General features: G+C 37.4%; 16 protein-coding genes and 1 pseudogene. 9 read left to right on the top strand and 8 right to left on the bottom strand.

Features of this window, described 5'->3' with window-relative positions; translation table 11 throughout:
* Positions 1 to 17: 17 nt before the first annotated feature.
* From NYE53_RS12955 to NYE53_RS12945, 3 genes and pseudogenes are all read left to right on the top strand, one after another.
* Positions 18 to 158, top strand: a pseudogene (locus NYE53_RS12955) (phage holin family protein); the annotation flags it as partial.
* Positions 159 to 202: 44 nt separating this feature from the next.
* A complete protein-coding gene (locus NYE53_RS12950; RefSeq protein ID WP_339245057.1) occupies positions 203 to 1,033 on the top strand; it encodes an N-acetylmuramoyl-L-alanine amidase in 831 nt (276 codons plus the stop codon).
* Between the two features lie 118 nt (positions 1,034 to 1,151).
* Positions 1,152 to 1,568, top strand: a complete 417-nt coding sequence (locus NYE53_RS12945; RefSeq protein ID WP_015483456.1) for a hypothetical protein — start codon at positions 1,152 to 1,154, stop codon at positions 1,566 to 1,568.
* A 152-nt stretch (positions 1,569 to 1,720) separates the two neighbouring features.
* Here NYE53_RS12945 and NYE53_RS12940 read toward each other — a convergent pair whose 3' ends face one another.
* From NYE53_RS12940 to NYE53_RS12930, 3 genes are read right to left on the bottom strand one after another with little or no spacing between them, the layout of a single operon-like run.
* A complete protein-coding gene (locus tag NYE53_RS12940) occupies positions 1,721 to 2,056 on the bottom strand; it encodes a tRNA-Val4 (RefSeq protein ID WP_339245053.1) in 336 nt (111 codons plus the stop codon).
* A 52-nt stretch (positions 2,057 to 2,108) separates the two neighbouring features.
* Positions 2,109 to 2,468, bottom strand: a complete 360-nt coding sequence (cdiI, locus tag NYE53_RS12935) for a ribonuclease toxin immunity protein CdiI (RefSeq protein ID WP_339245050.1) — start codon at positions 2,466 to 2,468, stop codon at positions 2,109 to 2,111.
* Positions 2,469 to 2,489: 21 nt separating this feature from the next.
* Positions 2,490 to 4,382: a T7SS effector LXG polymorphic toxin gene (locus NYE53_RS12930; protein WP_339245048.1), complete on the bottom strand. Its 1,893-nt coding sequence runs from the start codon at positions 4,380 to 4,382 to the stop codon at positions 2,490 to 2,492.
* 185 nt (positions 4,383 to 4,567) lie between these two features.
* Here NYE53_RS12930 and NYE53_RS12925 point away from each other — a divergent pair, with 185 nt between their 5' ends.
* Positions 4,568 to 5,695: a Rap family tetratricopeptide repeat protein gene (locus NYE53_RS12925; protein WP_038429342.1), complete on the top strand. Its 1,128-nt coding sequence runs from the start codon at positions 4,568 to 4,570 to the stop codon at positions 5,693 to 5,695.
* 539 nt (positions 5,696 to 6,234) lie between these two features.
* Here NYE53_RS12925 and NYE53_RS12920 read toward each other — a convergent pair.
* From NYE53_RS12920 to NYE53_RS12910, 3 genes are read right to left on the bottom strand one after another with little or no spacing between them, the layout of a single operon-like run.
* Positions 6,235 to 6,660, bottom strand: a complete 426-nt coding sequence (locus NYE53_RS12920; RefSeq protein WP_339245044.1) for an EVE domain-containing protein — start codon at positions 6,658 to 6,660, stop codon at positions 6,235 to 6,237.
* 4 nt (positions 6,661 to 6,664) lie between these two features.
* Positions 6,665 to 7,057, bottom strand: coding sequence for a rhodanese-like domain-containing protein (locus tag NYE53_RS12915; protein WP_251187903.1), 393 nt, complete (start codon positions 7,055 to 7,057; stop codon positions 6,665 to 6,667).
* A gap of 20 nt (positions 7,058 to 7,077) precedes the next feature.
* Complete coding sequence (locus NYE53_RS12910) at positions 7,078 to 7,497, bottom strand: MarR family transcriptional regulator (RefSeq protein WP_019260036.1); 420 nt, start codon at positions 7,495 to 7,497, stop codon at positions 7,078 to 7,080.
* Positions 7,498 to 7,810: 313 nt separating this feature from the next.
* Here NYE53_RS12910 and NYE53_RS12905 point away from each other — a divergent pair, with 313 nt between their 5' ends.
* Both NYE53_RS12905 and NYE53_RS12900 read left to right on the top strand, forming a co-directional pair.
* Entirely contained in the window at positions 7,811 to 8,293 is a 483-nt protein-coding gene (locus NYE53_RS12905) for an HXXEE domain-containing protein (protein ID WP_339245041.1), read from the top strand.
* Positions 8,294 to 8,539: 246 nt separating this feature from the next.
* The gene (locus tag NYE53_RS12900; RefSeq protein WP_003246192.1) at positions 8,540 to 9,064 is read left to right on the top strand and encodes an NAD(P)H-dependent oxidoreductase; all 525 of its coding nucleotides are present in this window, start codon (positions 8,540 to 8,542) and stop codon (positions 9,062 to 9,064) included.
* A 493-nt stretch (positions 9,065 to 9,557) separates the two neighbouring features.
* On the opposite strand, the gene NYE53_RS12895 is transcribed toward NYE53_RS12900, so the two are convergent.
* Positions 9,558 to 10,115, bottom strand: coding sequence for a GNAT family N-acetyltransferase (locus NYE53_RS12895; protein WP_339245039.1), 558 nt, complete (start codon positions 10,113 to 10,115; stop codon positions 9,558 to 9,560).
* Positions 10,116 to 10,605: 490 nt separating this feature from the next.
* Positions 10,606 to 11,823 (bottom strand): DUF418 domain-containing protein, encoded by a 1,218-nt coding sequence (locus NYE53_RS12890; protein ID WP_339245035.1) that lies wholly within the window; start codon positions 11,821 to 11,823, stop codon positions 10,606 to 10,608.
* Positions 11,824 to 12,089: 266 nt separating this feature from the next.
* Here NYE53_RS12890 and yrkP point away from each other — a divergent pair, with 266 nt between their 5' ends.
* Genes yrkP through psiE form a run of 3 tightly spaced genes read left to right on the top strand, consistent with a single transcriptional unit; the run spans position 12,090 to position 14,532 of the window.
* Positions 12,090 to 12,785, top strand: coding sequence for a two-component response regulator YrkP (gene yrkP / locus NYE53_RS12885; RefSeq protein WP_021480140.1), 696 nt, complete (start codon positions 12,090 to 12,092; stop codon positions 12,783 to 12,785).
* Positions 12,772 to 14,070: a two-component system sensor histidine kinase YrkQ gene (gene yrkQ / locus NYE53_RS12880; RefSeq protein ID WP_339245033.1), complete on the top strand. Its 1,299-nt coding sequence runs from the start codon at positions 12,772 to 12,774 to the stop codon at positions 14,068 to 14,070. The genes yrkP and yrkQ overlap by 14 nt, the downstream gene beginning before the upstream one ends.
* A 45-nt stretch (positions 14,071 to 14,115) precedes the next feature.
* On the top strand, positions 14,116 to 14,532 hold the full coding sequence (gene psiE, locus NYE53_RS12875; protein ID WP_003246154.1) for a phosphate-starvation-inducible protein PsiE: 417 nt from the start codon (positions 14,116 to 14,118) through the stop codon (positions 14,530 to 14,532).
* The last annotated feature ends 398 nt before the right edge of the window (positions 14,533 to 14,930 follow it).

Raw genomic sequence — 14,930 nt, 5'->3', positions numbered from 1 at the left:
ACGTGCGTCAGGAAGCTGTCGCTAATGAAGGCTTGTCAATAACTGAAAACTTAGCACAGATCGGTGTTAAAATTCCTTCAACAATAACAGATCGATTACAAACAATTGAGAACGAAAAAGAACAGAGTAAGGATAACGCAGACAAAGCTGCTGGCTAAGCCAGTGGCTTTTTTTATTACACAGACAGAGGGAGAGAAGATATATGGCCATTAAAGTTGTAAAGAATTTAGTCTCTAAATCAAAGTATGGATTGAAATGTCCTAATCCAATGAAAGCTGAATATATCACTATTCACAACACTGCGAATGATGCTTCAGCAGCCAATGAAATTTCATATATGAAGAATAACTCTAGCTCAACGAGCTTTCACTTTGCAGTAGACGATAAGCAAGTCAATCAAGGTATTCCAACGAATCGTAACGCTTGGCACACAGGAGATGGAACAAACGGTACAGGGAATCGTAACTCAATGGGTGTCGAAATTTGTTATAGCAAGTCAGGAGGGGCACGATATAAGGCAGCGGAAAAGCTCGCTATTAAGTTTGTGGCACAGCTGCTTAAAGAACGCGGCTGGGGTGTTGATCGTGTCCGTAAGCACCAAGACTGGAACGGCAAGTATTGCCCGCACCGTATTTTGTCAGAGGGAAGATGGATTCAAGTTAAGACTGCCGTTGAAAAAGAATTAAAGGCGCTAGGTGGGAAAACAAGCTCAAGCAAAGCAAGTGTAGCTAAAAAGAAAACAACAAACACAAGCAGCAAAAAAACGTCATATGCGCTGCCTTCCGGTATTTTCAAAGTGAAGAGCCCAATGATGAGAGGGGAAAAGGTAACACAAATTCAAAATGCTCTGGCAGCTCTTTATTTCTACCCGGACAAAGGGGCGAAAAATAACGGCATTGATGGCGTTTATGGCCCGAAAACAGCAAATGCAGTCAAGCGATTCCAGTCAGTGAATGGTCTGACTGCTGATGGCATTTATGGTCCTAAGACAAAAGCGAAAATTGAAGAGAAATTGAAGGATAACAGAAATTGATAATAACCTTTATAATCCTGTTGTGTCAAATTTATGAAGTTTAATCCGGGTGGGAGGATTTGTTAAATGAAGAGAAGTATTATTACAGTGACTTAAATTTAAAAGGGGGAAATATGAAATGAAAAAGTCGTTAGTATCAATGTTTTTTGTTCTGATTTTAATGTTTACTGCTATGGGAAGTGCTTCAGCCTATGAATTTAAAGGTATGCTGCCTCTTAATGACAAGGTAAGTGGATCTTTTGCTGATGCCGCTGCTGCTAAAGAAGGGCATGAGTGGCAATTCCATCCAGGATCAGCTACAAAAGTAAAGTTTTATTTGTCCAAAGATAGTACAACAACTCCGTTAAAAGTTAGTATTTACAAAACGGATGTAAATGGTGGTGGGACAACTTTTGTGAATTCTTATGATTCCTCAGAATTATCGAAACATACTATTGCAGTCAGTAAAAGCTATACTTATAGCATAAGGGTTGCTGGATATAGCACTGCAAAAACTGGCGGATCATACACATTAGAAAGTTCTGTAATTCAGTGAACAAAAGGGAGCGATGGCTCCCTTTTAAAGTTACTACATCAGGGTAAACAGCAGGAACAATGATTCCTCGCTTGCTATTGTTCTCGTCAAGAATGTACCAACCGCCTCGATATGTAAAACCCTTCTTTATGTAAGAAGGGTTTTAATTTTATTCAACCTTTAAATATATCTGGAATCTTATCTCGCCATATTAATAGCAATTCTCTAAATTGATCGGTTTCAATTGAGTTTTCATAGGGTTCTTCTATCCTAAAAGAGTTTTCAACAATTGTCACATCTTTCTTGATGAGAACATTTGTAGCATTTAACTCAATCTCAAAGTCTTCATATATCCCTTCTGAAATTTTCTCAATGTAATCTATATACTCGTTGGTTTGTTCTTCTGTAGCGATGTTTTCAATGAAATCAGAGAAGATACTGATTTCTTCTGGCAATACTATTCCTAAATCACCAAATGGATCTTCTTCAAATGTATATGAATATTTCATATGTTATTTCACCTTAAAGATTATTATTTATATAACGGATATGCAGTTTTGTTTATATCTTAATATCATACTTTTCCTTAATTCTTTTTATGTAGTTCTCTACCTTGGGTTTATTTTCTGGGTGTCGTTCTACATATTCCCTAACAATTTCATTTAAATATTTATAGAAATTTTCGTAATCTAATATGACTTCTTCATCTTCCTCGACTGCTGGGTAATCGAAATAAAAAGCTATACCCTCATCTCCAAAATAATCTTCTTCCCACTCTTCGTAGTCATCAGCAAATACACACCAGACATTCTCTATACCATAACCCTCTCCGTTGGAGAATTTCTCTAAAATGCGTAAAAAACGTTCATCACCCATAACTTGAAAAAAATAGTTAATTAAGTCTTTGTTTTTATTATCCATTTCACTTTCACTCCGAATTATTTAATCATTTAAGGTAGGGAAAAAATTTGTTATTTCTCCAGTAGCTTCATCAATATAACCTTCAAACTTGAGACCATTTTTAGCGTATCCAGTTACTTTTCTCCCGACTACTTCTCCATTTTTCATTGCTTCTTCTCCCCACTGCAACATTTGTTCGTTTGAGATCTTCTCGGGATCATAAACTGTCTTTGGAGTACGGACTTTTTTCAGTTCTCCAGGTTTGATATTTCCTTCTCTATCTAATGCAGGTAAACCATATTCAATTTCATAGATACCATCAATTGTGGGGTGTTCTCTTTTTGAAATTATACAACTCTCTAAATCCCAACCTTTATCAATAAATGCCTTTTCAAAATTCTGTAGATTGTGACCGCCGACAATTCCTTTATTTTTCTTTCTAACTATATCTTCTACCTCAACTAAATGGGTATCATATCCTTGTCTAAAAGTAACATTTATTTTGTGAAAAGCATTATTTTTTTCTTCTTCAATTATACTTTTTAACAGTGGTGTGTTTTTAACGTTATGAGTATTCTCAACATCTTGTGCAATTCCTACAAGTGCAGGTTCATATCTGTTTTTAAAAAAGGGATTAATAAGGTTGTTTCCTTTTGTAATTCCTTTATTCACATGAGAAGCTGCTGTTCCACCTTCAACCACTTTACCTACTTTTGAGAGCTTAGTAGTGGTTTGAACTGCAGCACCTGCACCTTTTGGACCAACGATATTACCGACCGCATAACTGATATAATGTGCTCTTGTGTATGCATCGCCATTTATCATTTTATCATTCCATGAATCGACGATGTTTGTCCAAATTATTTTAGGGTAGGAGGGGACACTTAAGACTGTTGTAATTGTTTTTGCAAGTTTTAGTTCCATAGGGAGCTGTGAAAATTCCCATGTGCCTACAACTAAGTCCTTGATGCCATATATCGTATCATCAATCGCATCGTTAAGCCCATCATTAACCCCATCGATGATATCTAATGCCGTTTTACCTGCATTGATTACACTTTCACCGACGGACTTCAGCTGTTTTGCTTGTTCAAGCTGTACCACATACTGTAACTGTGCAGGCTCAAGGTTCTCATACCCAATCTTCTTCGCAATTTCTAAATACTCATCCGGATCTGAGAAACCATTCGCAAGCTTTTTCTTTAAATCTTTTATCTCGCGTTCCTTCGCTTCCTCTTTCTTAATCGTTAAATAAGCCTCTGTACGCTTCTCAATATCGCCTTTTTTCTTATGTATGTCGCTTTCACGGTATGCCTTGGCGTTGTAGTGGATGGGCGTAGCGTTTTTGCCTTTGCCAGTTGCTTCTTGGAGCTTTTGGAAATCTGACTTGATGAATTGTTCATTTGGTTCCGACATAGCATATTCTGTCAGTAAATCTTCGTCAAGGTCACCTAGTTTTTCAATTGTTTTTTTGCGTTTGTCATTGGCATCCGTAAGCTCATCCTTGAAGGTTTCTGTTGAAAACAGGTCAAGCGGAAGGATGTCATTAATGTCATTTAAGATATCTTTCATGGCTTTTTTCTGTTCAGACATGATGGACTTTGATTTTTTATGGGCGTTAGCCAGTTCATGTTCTAAAAAAGACTCTTCAATATAAGCATCAGAGAGACCTTTGTCCTCTACAGCTCCGGCAATGCTATTAAAAAATGCGATTTTCATATCAATGTAGTCGATCCATTGATCAGTGACACCAACATGATCGTGATAGAATGCTTTAATGTTATTAGCACCTTTACCTGAGAATTCGCTGTCGTCCAGTTCAGCAACGCTTTGTAAAGCTTTTCTCAAGTTGACCATTTGCGTCCTTAGTTCTTTATATTCTTTGGCGCGGTCTGTAGCTTCAGACATAAGTGTTTTAGCTTCAAAGACTTTCATAATCATACCCTCTCATTTAACCATATAACAAAATATTACCATGGAAGAAAGAAGAAACGATCCTAAAATTAACTTGATTGTTCATATCAAAGATAGCGAATAAAAAGTTTGCGGTTTTTTTGCGGTTCAAACACTTTTCGGAAATGTTAGAATATTACATAAAAAGACATAAAAGGAGGGGTCCTGTGAATCCGGTTTTATCATCGTCAGAAGTTGGCGTAAAGATCAATGAATGGTATAAAATGATACGTCAATTTAGTGTCCCGGATGCAGAGATTTTAAAGGCAGAGGTGGAGCAAGAAATCCAACGGATGGAGGAAGATGAGTATTTACTCATTTACTTCTCCCTAATGAAATTCCGTCATCAGCTCATGTTAGATTATTTGGAACCCGTAACTACACGTATAAGACCAACTATTGAGGAACTTCTTGAAAAAATTGAGACTTCAAATAAAGGCATATCTGGTCTGTTGTCGTATTATTCTCTGTTTTTCAGAGGGATGTACGAGTTTGATAAGAAGCAATACATGAAAGCTATCTACTATTATAGAGAAGCCGAAAAGCAGCTTATACATGTCCCTGATGAGATCGAAAGGGCAGAGTTTCATTTTAAGTTAGCTGAAGCATATTATGGTATGAAGCAAAGTCATGTGTCTATGCATCACGTTAAACAAGCATTGGATATTTATAATCAATATGAACTTTATAAGGTGCGAAAAGTTCAATGTATGTTTGTTATCTCAGGGAATTATACTGATTTTAAACATTACGAAAAAAGTCAGCCGCATCTTGAAAAGGCATTAAAGTTATCTAGGGAATTGAATAACAAAAGGTTGATTAGTTCTGCACTATATAATTTAGGCACTAATTTTGCTGACAGTGGTGATTACGAGCAGGCGGAAGTATACATAAAGCAAGCAGTGGAGATTACAGAAAAAGAAAAGCTCACAAACTTGCCACATTCTTTATTTTCTTATGCAAAAATCCTTTTTAAACAAGGAAAAATGAATGAGGCTATCCAAGTAAGTAAGAAAGGTTTGTCAGCAGCTCTTTATCAAGGTGATGAGCTTTTCGCAAAATTACAGGGATATTTAAAAGCTCTTTATGTCGATGCAGTGGACCAACAAGGTGTTAATCAAACAATAGAATACTTAGAAAAAAATAAGAACTATTCATATATTGAAGACATTGCCTGTGAGACCGCAGCTGCTTACGCAAACTCAAAAGAATTTGAAACATCCTATGTATATCATCAGAAAATGCTTGAGACTCAAACACAAATTCAAAGGGGAGAATGCCTGTATGACTTTTAAAAAGAAGGTATGCCTAATCCTGGGTTTGTCACTTGTTTTAGTGTGTGGTTTCGGATCAAACATAACAGAAAATCAAACTCAAAACACATTTCATATTGCCTCTGATCGTTTTCAAACTTGATAATATTACTTCTAAACCTCCTTCTAAAATGGAGGTTTTTTTATTTGATATCATCAGAAACAATGGAATCAAATACAGTATCTCCTTATAAATCCTTAAGGCCTAACCTTATTTTTTGGGAGAGTAAAAGGCAATAGGGCACCGCAATTTAAATTTTCGGTGAGACCGCAATAACTTTTTGGTTCTCATGGAAAATCTCTCAATGGGGATTTAAGTGTTTTTCCTAATTAGCTCATTAAAAAAGCATTTAGTAGCTGAAGACAGTGCTTCTAATGGTGGTTTCGGAATAGCTTAGAGTTTGAATCTTTTCTTCCTGTGATAAATCGTTAATTTTAAAACTTGTTGAATCGGGATGCAAATAGTGACAAGTCAAAGATATATAAGAAAGTTTTAAGGAGATTAGAATAGTCTAATCTCCTTAAGCATCGACCATTTTTTTTGCAATTAGCTTAAAATCTTTTTCACTTATCTCAAAATGTCCAAATCGAAAAGAATACCCCCAACGCTGCTCGTCTTTAATGAAAGAAAGCTTTGGGATTAATGGGCGAATCGGTGTTTCTGTGCAATGAATAAAACTTATTTTTCTCCGGAAAGGTTTGAAGTCATTTCCCATTTCAAACTGAAAAATATGATTATCTACTACTTTGCCTAAAGCAGTAAATTTTTGATGTGGTATGCTTTCCTTAAAATTCATCTTGGAGGAGTAATAAATAATCCAATCACCAGTATTCATCTTTTTTAAAGGTGCCTCTTTGCCATGACAAAGTTGAGCAAAACCACCTTGGACAGCTCTCATTACATGATCTCGAGAAGCAACCCCAATCCAGTATCTTTTATCTTGCACTAAGTCAACACCCACAATTATCAGGTATGTTATTGCCTTGATCTGAGTTTGTGACAGGAAAGTTCATTTCTTTCCAGGCTGCAATACCACCGGTCAATTCTTTGACTTTATATCCATTTTCTAATAAAAACTTAGCAACTTTGGCAGCTGTATTGCACCAGACATCCCAACAGTAAACAATAATTTCTTTATCCTTTGGTATTTCATTTAAACGAGATTGCAGTTCTTGTTCAGGAATAACATTACAATCCTTAATTGTTACACTCCTTACATGAGTTGGGCCGTTTCTGACATCGATTAAGAAGTATTTCTCGGGACTCATTTGCTTCGCTTTTAAATAATCCATAGGGCTTATCGTTGCTTCGAGACGTGCATTAAAATAATCGAGAGCATGCATATTATGTAACCTCCTGTTTTTTATAGTGACTTCCAAATTTTAATAAGAAAATCTTTAAATAATTGTCTTTCTTGTTGATTTAAAGGATCTAATACTTCTAATTCCGTCTTCATTAAGAACTCCCAACGCGAATCCAATACATCGTTACCCTTTTCGGTAATTTTAAGGCTATAGGATCTTCTGTCATTAGGATTTTTTGTTCTCTCAACAAATCCTAAAGTTTCGAGGTGGTCGATATGACCTACCATAGTAGTCCGATCTATTTGCAGATTTTCAGAAATATCTTTTTGTGATGAGTAAGGGTTTCCTTTGATAAACAATAGAACTCCGTATTGTCTAGCATTAATCTCATATGGATTAAGCCCTTCAGCAAATTTACTTTCCAATCGTTGAAGAACTTTTCCGAGTAAAAAACCATAAGATTGATTCCATCTTTCCAATTAAGTTTGCACCTCCCATTAATCAGCATAACATATAATCAGTTTAACTGATTATTTTTTAGGACACAAGGTTTAAGTTCAATTTTATAAAAGTGTGTCAAACAGGAATTGTCTATTCAAGTAGTAGTATTTATACATTTGGCTATTTTAATAGACATGACACCAACAACACGTTATTGCACATAAAAAAGAAGCAACTACTTAGGCAGCTTCTTCTGTCTTTTAACACCATATCAGATCACCCTCATATGTAATATAATGTTGCTAAACCATATTGGTTGATTCCCTTAAGAGACGTGGCACCGGGGAGGAAATGATAGGTGGTTTATTTCGTAGATTTTTTTGTTTTGCTATTACACTGCATAATATTGAGGAAGCTATTTGGTTACCTGAGTGGTCACAACAATTTTCAAAGTTTCAAAAGCCAGTAACTTCAAATGAATTTCATTTTGCTGTCATTGTTATAACTATGTTGTCTTATTTATCTGCATTTGGTTTTTTATATATGCCAGAATCAGATATTGCAAAATGGATTTTCATTGGCTTTCTAGGTTCTATGGTTATCAACGCTATTTTTCCACATCTTATCGCAACTGTTGTAATGAAAAAGTATGCACCTGGACTTCTTACGGGCTTATTGCTTAACATTCCAGTAAACTCATTAGTTATTTATCAAATGTTTTTAAAGAATTTGATTGTATGGAAGGAGTTAATAATCTCTGCGTTGGTTGTAGGAATTATTTTATTAGCACTTATTCCATTATTATTTAAAGTTGGTGATAAAGTATCTCCTTAATGAGTTTGAATTGGTAAGGATTGAGGGGATAGGTGGAAATTTTCTAAATAAGGGATTATTCTGTTATATCGGATTTCTACAAAACAATGTCTTAATTCATCATTGATTTTGGTGCCCAATTAGTTGCCCTGAATTCATGAAAAAGGATAAAATAGGTGTAAATAAAGTTGCTATTTTAAAATTAGAATCAATTCATTATCGTAAAAGCAATAATAACTAATTGGCGAAGAAAGGATAATCAGTCTAATGAAAACATTAGTTATCGTTATACATCCTAATTTGGAAACGTCTGTTGTCAACAAAACCTGGATGAATCGTTTAAAGCAAGAGAAAGACATTACGGTTCATGACCTGTACGGTGAATACCCTAATTTTATCATTGATGTAGAAAAAGAGCAGCAGCTCCTGTTAGATCATGAGCGTATCGTTTTTCAGTTCCCAATGTATTGGTACAGCAGTCCCGCGTTACTCAAACAATGGGAAGATGATGTGTTAACACATGGCTGGGCTTATGGAACTGGAGGAACTAAATTGCATGGAAAAGAACTACTCTTAGCTATCTCCTTAGGCGCACAGGAATCTGATTATCAAGCAGGCGGAGAATATAATATCACGATCAGCGAGCTTATCAGACCGTTTCAAGTCACTGCTAACTATATAGGAATGCGTTTTCTTCCTGCGTTTACACAATATGGGACACTTCATCTTTCAAAAGAAGATGTTAAGAACAGTGCGGAGAGATTGGTTGACTATCTTAAAGCCGAGCATTAATCCGGTATTCGCGAGGGAAGCTGAAACAAATGATGTGTTATGAAAATAAGGGTTTGTGACAGATTTTCATAAACTTAATTTCAAAGTTACATCGAATACTTAATTCAGGGGAGCATAGAGCGAGCGAGGGCTTAAAATTAATTAAAGCAGGGCAATGAGTACGTATTTCTTAATGAAATGTAGAGTTCCTTGGTCTCTAATAGGTTCCCGATTTGTGTCCAGAATTCTGAAAAATGATGAAAATAGGTATAAATAAAGTAAACATATGCTTTGAATAAAAGCTTTTGTAACTCATGATATGTTTTTACTATGTTGAGGGACTAGTGGGCGTGGTATATGTCAGAAAAGAAACCGATGATTCAAAGGTGTTTTGACCCCTGTTTATGAGACAGGGATCAAAACACCTTTTAAACATCATTATTACCTTCCTCTGATAATGAAATATAAAAAAGTTACCAGCAACTCTCTGCGGCATCTTGCCGTGTTCAATTGTTTAGTCCTTTTTTTTCATAATCTTTACAAATCTGAAAAAGTCATCATCATCCGGCAGGGGCTTGTCATCTTCGCGTCCATTGCGATGCATATGCGGATCAGAGTGATGTTCATTGTAGAACTCTACGATATGGAATCCACATTTATTCACATAGAAGTTGATATTTCGCTTTTCGAAATAAGGTGTCACGGTTTCCCAAAGCACAGTATCCGGATACTCTGCTTCAATGGCTTTCCAAGCAGAAAGACCAATCCCTTGGCTGTGATATTCTGGAGATACATAGAATAAATCTAGCGAATTATGATTTGTTTGGCTGTTGATACGTACTACTGCACCACCGACATTCTTACCATCCTGAAGAATATGATATACCACTGCTCCGGGAGCATTGAAAGACTCCTGAACATCATTGTCCGATGGAATCGGCCCATCTTCGCAATCACCGAACGTTTCAATCACGGCGATCGCAAAGGCTTCTTGTAATTTTTTTTGGAATTCTGGCAGATCAGATTCCTTTGCTAGTTCCAGAATAACTTTTGGTTCCTTTTTTGTTTTCATGATTGTTCACTCCCTCAGTTGCTGAAATATCGAGTTCAGTCGTTCAGTAAAACATTCGAGCTGCTCTGCGAGGTCTTTTCACAAAAAAGTGATTCCGTCGCTCTTTCTTCCGCGGTAAATTTGGCGTTAAAATACTTCAAAAGCTTTCTCCTGTCTTTTTGTATGATTCTTTTTCTTTGTTTCATTGGAAAACAAGCTGCATGTAACCCTAATTTACTATTGTTCACTACCGTATTAAGTGTCGTAGGCGGGATTTGTCATCATTCTCGAATTTTCCTGCGAAAAGTTACAAAAATAGTCGAATGGGGCGCCTTTGACTATGAACATGCGTAAAAGATTCAATTTAGATTCGATCATGAGCAATGCACATTGGGTAAACTCTGGTGGATTTATTAGCCCAAAGAAGCCTAAATGATATAAAAATAACTAGTCCATATGTCAAATCCGTTTAATGCCCGCTTCATTCAACAACACTAATTTGAAGTCATGCTTATTTCTGAATAGATTTTTCCGAATGCAGCGGAGTTGCTTTGGGACTCCCGTTTACTTTTCCGTACGTCAGCTTGCGCCATACTAATTCCATCGGACCGTACCTAAACCGTTTCAACCACAATGTACTAAAGCTCATAAGCACGAAGTACACGGCCAGACTGAACATGAACGTGCCGGCGGATTGAATATGGTCCGCAAGCCCGAATCCGTACCTGAGGAACAGAACTGTTCCAATGATAGAGTGAAGCAGATAACAGGTCAATGACATCCGTCCGACTTTGGTGAATATCATCATAGGGCCTCGCAGCTGAGGAACGTATAGAAACAGCATTGCAAAAGTGCTCATATAAAACATACTTCCGGTTAAGCCGCCATTTTGACCCAAGACAGAGGAAATGTCCTTCCACAGCATATTCTCAGAAAGATTAAACATGTCTAGTAATATACTGCTTTGTGTTATTAGAAAAGCGATTGTGCTAATGATCCATATACGCTTCCATATAGGCTTTTTCGCTTCCATGTCTTTGAAAAATTCCATCTTAACAAAGTACACGCCCAGCAGAAACATGAGAAACATGGAATAGATCATAGAGAAAGAGCCGGCAGCCATCGTGACCATATCTGTCCACCGAGTGCTGATGGATTCCATGTAGGTAAGGCTGCTGTGGCTAAACAAAGTAAACTCTGAAAAATTCGGGTTTTTTGACCCTGCAGTATTGATGACATTGTACAACATTGTGAAAACAGGAGTCAGGAATTGAAACACGATAAGTGCGATAATCCATCTAAGTATCGTTTTGGCCTTGCGTTTATGGAAGGCGAGTAACAGGAAGCCACTTACGGCGTAAAAGGCCAATATGTCACCGACCCAAACAAATGTGATGTGCAAAATGCCAAATCCCAACAGGATAGATAACCTGCGGGCAAACAGCTTGTTGGGACTATCTACCTTCTGCGCGGCTCGATCCATAAAGATCATAAACCCGACTCCGAACAGGAAGGAGAATAACGTAACGAATTTCCCTTCGGCAAACCAGGAAACCAGCTTGTGCAGTACGTCATCGGAGGCCATTTCGAATCCCTTTACTGAATCTACGATCAGAAAATAATTGACAATAATAATGCCAAGCAAGGCAAATCCTCGTACGATGTCCAGAAAATGAACCCGTTCCCGCAGACTCACCGGTTGCCCGCGTCCTTCTTTTTGTACAATCATATCAATACTCCTTTCCCATTTATCACGGCAATGTGTAGTGCGGATCTGAAAAACTTGAGCCTTACAATGGATAAATATAAAGACCGAATCTTAACAATTTATGAAGAGTCATCATTTTTTTAAAAAATGTGACAAATTTGTGGCGATCATCAGCTTTCATAAATTGTTAAGATTTACGTAGTATCTTATAACGTACTTATTACTATGAACGATATATAGTAAGGACACACGAGAAATAACAACAAGAATCATGAGGTGAGAGAGACATGGCCTATCGAATATTAGTCGTAGAGGATGATGAGGATATTGGTGATCTTTTGGAGGAATCCCTTACACGTGCAGGTTACGAGGTGCTAAGAGCCAAGGATGGAAAGCGAGCATTGCAACTTGTGAATGACTCGCTTGATTTGGTTATTTTGGATATTATGATGCCAGGCATTTCGGGGATTGAAACATGTCAGCACATCAGGAAATCCTCTAACGTCCCGATTCTGTTTCTGACGGCCAGATCGAGTACACTCGATAAAACTGAGGGATTACTCGCCGGCGGCGATGATTATATGACTAAACCATTCTCGGAAGAGGAACTTCACGCTAGAGTGATTGCTCAATTACGCAGATATACTATCTATCAGGAAAAGAAGGAACAGGAAGAAACATTTCTTATCGGGGGTAAACTAAGAGTGAGCGAAGAATTTAATGAGGTGTGGAAAGAGGAGAAGCAAATCAAGTTGTCAGATCTGGAGTATCGTATCTTGAAACTTCTGATGAGCAAACGAAACAAAATATTTTCTGCCCAAAATATATATGAGAGTGTGTGGGGACAGCCTTACTTTTACTGTTCCAACAATACGGTGATGGTGCATATTCGGAAGCTGCGCTCCAAAATTGAGGATGATCCGGCACGTCCGGTTTATATAAAAACTGAATGGGGAAGAGGATATCGATTTGGCGCATCTTAAATTTACGCTAACCAAAAAACTGGCTTTGCTGATAATGGTTGCTGCGATTGTGAGTGGTGTGATCTTTCTGACGTTGCAAAAGATCACAGATAATCTGATCGAGGGATATCTGAGTTCGGAAGAGTATTATCACAAGGAGTCAGCAAGATACATTCAAAAATTCAGCAAGTACGTTTCAGAAAATGAGTTGTCTACATCAGATAGAAAAGCGTTTGGCGAGTGGGTCAAAAAAGAAAATTACATTAACCTCACCATATTCAAGGATCAGGAGCTGCAATATGATTCTATTTATTCCGAATCGGATTATGGAAAGGAAAAGCTGACTCAGTATGCTCAAAATCATTCACATCCTGTCAAGTTTAGCGATGGTGAAGGACGAGTCATTATCGACGGTTTCTACTCTTCCCGATATTATGATCTGGCTTTTGCATTGGATTTGTTCGGGGCAACCCTCATCTTTTTAATTATTGTTCTCTTCGGAATTCGCCAAAGTCTTCGCTACCTTAAAACGATTCACCAAGAGATTCATATTCTTGAAGGGGGCGAACTGGACTACGAGATGACGATAAAAGGGCATGATGAATTAGCGATGATTGCAAAGAGCATTGAGGATCTGCGGAAAGCTTTCCTGGATAAACTTAAAGCTATCGAGGAATTGCAAGCTGAGAGCCGCAGCCTGGTTACCGAAATGTCGCACGATATGCGCACACCGCTGACGTCGCTGATCATGAATCTGGAGTTTGCCAAAAAAGAGGGAGGCGAAGCGGGTGCCAGCAAAGATCGGTATGTAGCCAATGCTTATGGTAAAGCACTGCAATTAAAAAGCTTGTCTGACAACCTGTTTGCGTATTTCCTGCTGGACAAGGAATATGAGGCCGATCTGGAGACCGTTGCAGTGAAAGAAGTGATCTACGATCTAATATCAGATCAGATTGCTATCCTTCATCAGGAGCATTTTCGGGTCCATATTTCAGGCGAGCTGCCGGAAACCTATATTAACGTGAGTTTGGAGGAGCTTGGTCGTGTATTTGATAATGTGATGTCAAACTTATTGAAATACGCAGATCCGGAAGAAGAAATCAGCATCACGTTTGTATCGGATCAAGAGATATTTGAGATCCATGTTAGCAATACGATTAAACTTGCAGAGATAACACCGGAAAGCAACGGACTCGGTGAAAGAAGCATTGCGCGAATGATGTCCCGCATGCAGGGACAGTTTCAAAGTATACAAAAGAATTCTAAGTACTACATTGTGCTACGATTTTGGAACACCAAGATGTAGGCTGAGAATAAAAACCACGAATATATTGAAATAGGAGACAACATGATGAGATTTTCTAACAAATTCAAAAAGGTGCCTTACCTGTTACAAGCGCTTCTCAACGTCTGTCTGTTCTTTCTAGCGTTAGCCTTAAGCGCACTTCTGATCAGCGAGACTTGGTACATTGTGCTATTCGTATACAAGTCACTGTTCAACAAAGTGGACAGCTATTATGAGATGCTTGGAGAACTGCTTATATTCTTCATGTACTTTGAGTTCATTGCTTTGATTATCAAATACTTCAAATCAGACTTTCATTTTCCGCTTCGCTACTTCATTTATATTGGCATCACAGCTGTCATTCGTTTGATTATCATCGATCATGATCAGGCGATCTCAACGTTCTGGTGGGCGATGGCCATTCTTGCCATGATTTGTGGATTCTTTATTGCCAATAGACGAAATTCTGTTGTTGAACATTAATAAATTAGTTCGCATTATGCCGATACGCCACCGAAATGTCCTAATTGTGAAAGGGAACTGGTACAGATTTTTATCAGTCTATCTGTTTAATGTCAGCTCAGAAATCTGTAGTGGATCAAATTGAATCGTGGTTGTAAGTGGATATCTGAATGTATTTATTGGCTACTTTAACAGACATGTCCCGATGAAATAGCATTAACTGTCTGGAGATGAAAATCGCTTCTTTATTTTACAAGGAAGAGGTTAAAATTCTTAATAAATAAGATGAAAAAGTTAGGATGGACGTTTATTGGTTTTTGTCACCATTTTTTTACCATAATTGATATAAACGTATAGAAATGATAACAAATGAATATAGAGTGTGTAATGAAAATAAGCTTTCATAACCAATGAGCTAG

Origin of the sequence: Bacillus sp. FSL R5-0523 (assembly GCF_037975295.1) — a bacterium.
Classification (GTDB): Bacteria; Bacillota; Bacilli; order Bacillales; family Bacillaceae; genus Bacillus; species Bacillus subtilis.
This window is presented reverse-complemented; position numbering and strand designations above follow the sequence as displayed.

Excerpts from the sequence above, each read along its gene's own strand:
- NYE53_RS12950 (WP_339245057.1), top strand. The coding sequence starts at position 203 with ATGGCCATTAAAGTTGTAAAGAATTTAGTCTCTAAATCAAAGTATGGA.
- NYE53_RS12945 (WP_015483456.1), top strand. The coding sequence starts at position 1,152 with ATGAAAAAGTCGTTAGTATCAATGTTTTTTGTTCTGATTTTAATGTTT.
- NYE53_RS12940 (WP_339245053.1), bottom strand. The coding sequence starts at position 2,056 with ATGAAATATTCATATACATTTGAAGAAGATCCATTTGGTGATTTAGGA.
- cdiI (WP_339245050.1), bottom strand. The coding sequence starts at position 2,468 with ATGGATAATAAAAACAAAGACTTAATTAACTATTTTTTTCAAGTTATG.
- NYE53_RS12930 (WP_339245048.1), bottom strand. The coding sequence starts at position 4,382 with ATGAAAGTCTTTGAAGCTAAAACACTTATGTCTGAAGCTACAGACCGC.
- NYE53_RS12915 (WP_251187903.1), bottom strand. The coding sequence starts at position 7,057 with ATGCATGCTCTCGATTATTTTAATGCACGTCTCGAAGCAACGATAAGC.
- NYE53_RS12905 (WP_339245041.1), top strand. The coding sequence starts at position 7,811 with ATGATAGGTGGTTTATTTCGTAGATTTTTTTGTTTTGCTATTACACTG.
- NYE53_RS12900 (WP_003246192.1), top strand. The coding sequence starts at position 8,540 with ATGAAAACATTAGTTATCGTTATACATCCTAATTTGGAAACGTCTGTT.
- NYE53_RS12895 (WP_339245039.1), bottom strand. The coding sequence starts at position 10,115 with ATGAAAACAAAAAAGGAACCAAAAGTTATTCTGGAACTAGCAAAGGAA.
- NYE53_RS12890 (WP_339245035.1), bottom strand. The coding sequence starts at position 11,823 with ATGATTGTACAAAAAGAAGGACGCGGGCAACCGGTGAGTCTGCGGGAA.
- yrkP (WP_021480140.1), top strand. The coding sequence starts at position 12,090 with ATGGCCTATCGAATATTAGTCGTAGAGGATGATGAGGATATTGGTGAT.
- psiE (WP_003246154.1), top strand. The coding sequence starts at position 14,116 with ATGAGATTTTCTAACAAATTCAAAAAGGTGCCTTACCTGTTACAAGCG.